At 57.4% G+C, this 3,054-nt stretch carries 5 protein-coding genes; 3 read left to right on the top strand and 2 right to left on the bottom strand.

Translation table 11 applies throughout. The annotated features are described in order from the left end of the window. A partial coding sequence (locus tag NKI61_RS32615) for an ATP-dependent DNA ligase (RefSeq protein WP_502899967.1) occupies positions 1–446 on the bottom strand: 446 nt, incomplete at its 3' end. A gap of 124 nt (positions 447–570) precedes the next feature. Between NKI61_RS32615 and NKI61_RS32610 the strand changes: the two genes are divergently transcribed. The 3 genes from NKI61_RS32610 (at position 571) to NKI61_RS32600 (ending at position 1,286) form a co-directional block, all read left to right on the top strand. Further along, positions 571–759 (top strand): DUF3606 domain-containing protein, encoded by a 189-nt coding sequence (locus NKI61_RS32610; protein ID WP_023708231.1) that lies wholly within the window; start codon positions 571–573, stop codon positions 757–759. A 110-nt stretch (positions 760–869) separates the two neighbouring features. Continuing rightward, a complete protein-coding gene (locus NKI61_RS32605) occupies positions 870–1,016 on the top strand; it encodes a hypothetical protein (RefSeq protein ID WP_023740336.1) in 147 nt (48 codons plus the stop codon). Positions 1,017–1,058: 42 nt separating this feature from the next. Beyond that, positions 1,059–1,286 carry a KTSC domain-containing protein gene (locus NKI61_RS32600; protein WP_023748968.1) on the top strand — a complete coding sequence of 76 codons (228 nt, stop codon included), beginning with the start codon at positions 1,059–1,061 and terminating at the stop codon, positions 1,284–1,286. A 257-nt stretch (positions 1,287–1,543) separates the two neighbouring features. Here the strand turns inward: NKI61_RS32600 and NKI61_RS32595 are convergent, their stop codons facing one another. Continuing rightward, positions 1,544–2,299: a Crp/Fnr family transcriptional regulator gene (locus NKI61_RS32595; RefSeq protein WP_352650467.1), complete on the bottom strand. Its 756-nt coding sequence runs from the start codon at positions 2,297–2,299 to the stop codon at positions 1,544–1,546. Positions 2,300–3,054: the final 755 nt, after the last annotated feature.

Genomic DNA, 3,054 nt, shown 5'->3' with positions numbered 1-3,054 from the left:
TCCCCCGGCAAGGGCTCGCTGAACTGAATACGCCCGCCGGGCCCGATCATGCTGGACAGGATCTCGCGCCGCTCCTCCAGCGCCATGTCTCGCAGATCATGGCCGTTAAGGTGAAGCAGATCAAAGGCAACAAAATACAAGTCGTGCTGCCGGCGGGTGATAGCTCTGCGCAGCGCTGCGAAGTCCGAAAGGCCCTTGTCGTTCAGAACGACGATCTCGCCGTCGACAATGGCGCTTTCGGCACCAAGGCGCTTGGCCTCTCTCACCATGTCGCGATATTTTGCCGTCCAGTCGTGGCCATTGCGCGTATAAATGCGCGTGCCGACTTCATCAATGATCATCTGCGATCGGTAGCCGTCGAACTTGACTTCGTGGGTCCAGCCTTCACCCTCGGGAGGCTTCTCCACAAGGGTCGGCATCAACGGCTCGATGAACTTCAAACGCATGTACTGACCACCCTCCGGCGATTCAATAAGATGAAGCTAAAATAGTTCCGAAACCGGAATCAGCCTCTTGGGTGCAACAAACACGTCAACTCGGCGTTGCGGGATGAGCGAAGGAGGAATCGATATGGCCGACGACAAGAGCAAGCGGGATTTTCGTGATCGGGACCGTGTCTCGGCCGATGAGGATTATGAAGTTGAATATTTCGCAACAAAGACCGGCATCACACCCCAGCAGGTCAAAGAGCTGATCGCGAAGCACGGCAACCAACGCGAGACTTTGGAGCGGGTAGCCAAGGCGCTGCGGAAACAATGACCAGGCTGTCTGATCTCGGCAGACCACTAATCGGGCACCGACATGAAGGCCCGCCCGCGAGCGAACTCGCGCATTTCCTCCCTTGCCCTGTTTGCGGGCAACAGATTGATATGCGCGATTTTCGCCAGGTCACGCCGATCAGGGCGGCGCGGGAAGCGACAGAGCGCGACGTCACTCTGCGCACCAGCGAGCCCATCTGGATCAGGGTTGCCGACGAAAAGCGCGGCCACATATTCGAATACAGTTTCAGCCTGTAGGTGGCGATCCAACTCGGCTACTGAGTTTTTGAATGGCATACCATGCCGTCGACCTCGATACGCAAGTTCGACTATGACCCGAACACCAGGGTTCTCTCGGTTTGGTTTGTAGCGAGCGGGAAGAAATACGAGTTTTTGGACGTACCTGCTGAGGCGTTTGCCGCGTTCAAAGCTGCCTTTGCCAAGGGCGTCTATTTTAACAGCCACATCCGGAACCGTTATGCATTCCGGCTCGCGATAGGCAGGCGCGAACTTGCAAATCTTCCATGATAAACGGCGAATGATAAAAAGCCCGCTGACGTCTGGCGACGTCTGCAGGGATGGCCCGCGCCTGCTTCGGGGGCTGCGCGGGCCGACCATGACGAGTGGAGAGGACATCTTGGTCACCGGCACGGACCGCTGAAGAACGAGCCAGCTGTGGCCAAACAGCCTCAGAGCGGGAATGTTCCCGCCTGACGCAAAAACACCCGTGGCTCAGCCGGCGGGCTCTGTTTCAGGGGCACTGTGCACGGGCGCGGCGTCTGCCCTCAATGCAGTTGGCCGATCAGCCGAGCGTATTCGGCTTCAGCCCTGCCATAGGACCCATCGGCAAGCGCAATGAGACGGGCGCGATCAAGGATGACGACCTCTCCTCGCATCGATCGTATCAGACCTTGGCCCTCCAAGGTTTGCAGCGCTATGGTGACGCCGGGCCGCCTGACACCGAGCATAACTGATAAGAACTCGTGCGTAATCGCAAAGCGGTTCCCGTCGACGCGATCATCACACATCACCAGCCATCTTGAGAGCCTGTCGACGATGTTCATCCGGGCATTGCCGAGAGCGGTGAAGCTTGCCTGGAGGTGAAAGTAGTGAACGTAGCGGAGCAGAAAAGTTCGCAGGGTTGGGCTTGTCAAAAGCGCCTTGCTGAAGAGGCCCGCGTCTATACCAAAGGCTCGGGCTTCTAATTGCACGTAACAATCGTGCGTTGATCGGTCATCGCCCATGACGAGCGCTGAGCCGGTCATGCCCTCACAACCAATGATTCCGATCTCAGCTTCGATACCAGGCCGCAGCTCGCCCACCACTGACCCGAGACCGCTCTCGAAGAAGTACACGGTGCTGATCGGTGACCCCGCCACTTCGAGATGCGTCTTCAGCCCAAGGGAGACGCTTTCGAAATGAGGTTGCAGCAATGCCAAATCTGCCGAGCACATTCGAAGCAGTAGCGAATTGCGATAGATGGAATTTTGGCCGGTGTCGCGTTGCGCGGCAGTGTGAGTTTGTGACCTGGAGTCTGTCATAGCTCCCTCTCCCTATCGGGGCGGAAGCATGTTGATCGCTCACAGCCGACGGACGCCCTTGGAGTTGCCGTCGATGGCACACTCTATGCCTGCGGACCGCGGATGTCCCATTTTTATTTAATTGCGTTGATCGGCCTGAGCCAACCTTTGGCGCGCCCGCGCTAAGACGGCATTCAGATGCTCCAGGAATTCGTCATCACTTTTCGTTGACAAACCGCGTTGTCGAACGCGAGTGACAATGCGCTCCTGGAGTGAAACCGCTGTCTCATAGTGGTCCACGATCAGCTGATATGAAGCGTTCACTGGGGCTGATTCTAAGAGCTGAGCCATTGTGGCAATGTAGTTCCAAGATGATGAGAGTCGATGCGGCCGCTGCTTTGCGTAACAATCGTACAATGTGCTCAAGAATGTGCGGTTACCTGATCTATACGGCCTATCCGGAGGTGGTGTGGAATTCTGCTGACTTAGCAGCACGGATAGAACTCGTGATCCGCCACGCAGCACGCGCCAGATAGACCAATAGGGCGTAACTAGCGACGCGAGCGCCGCCGCTGCGATGCAGTGAGCCGAATGCGCCGAGGCCCATCAACTTCCACAGGGTCACCTCGGCAGTGGCCGCCTCACCCCGGTCATGTCTTCGCTGAAGGATTTCACCGCGTCTTCAGCCTTGGCAAAACGCTGCACCAGCTTGTCGGTCTTGGCGTACATCTTCGATCGGCTGGCGGCTGGGCGCTGCTCGGATTGCTCGTAAGAGA

The organism is Mesorhizobium sp. M0514, from assembly GCF_040321145.1.
Classification (GTDB): domain Bacteria; phylum Pseudomonadota; class Alphaproteobacteria; order Rhizobiales; family Rhizobiaceae; genus Mesorhizobium.
Note: the sequence above shows the minus strand (reverse complement) of the source record. Positions and strands in the feature narration are given on the sequence as shown.

Bases quoted from the DNA above. Each gene is read 5' to 3' on its own strand.
- NKI61_RS32610 (WP_023708231.1), top strand. From the start codon at position 571: ATGGCCGACGACAAGAGCAAGCGGGATTTTCGTGATCGGGACCGTGTC.
- NKI61_RS32605 (WP_023740336.1), top strand. From the start codon at position 870: ATGCGCGATTTTCGCCAGGTCACGCCGATCAGGGCGGCGCGGGAAGCG.
- NKI61_RS32600 (WP_023748968.1), top strand. From the start codon at position 1,059: ATGCCGTCGACCTCGATACGCAAGTTCGACTATGACCCGAACACCAGG.
- NKI61_RS32595 (WP_352650467.1), bottom strand. From the start codon at position 2,299: ATGACAGACTCCAGGTCACAAACTCACACTGCCGCGCAACGCGACACC.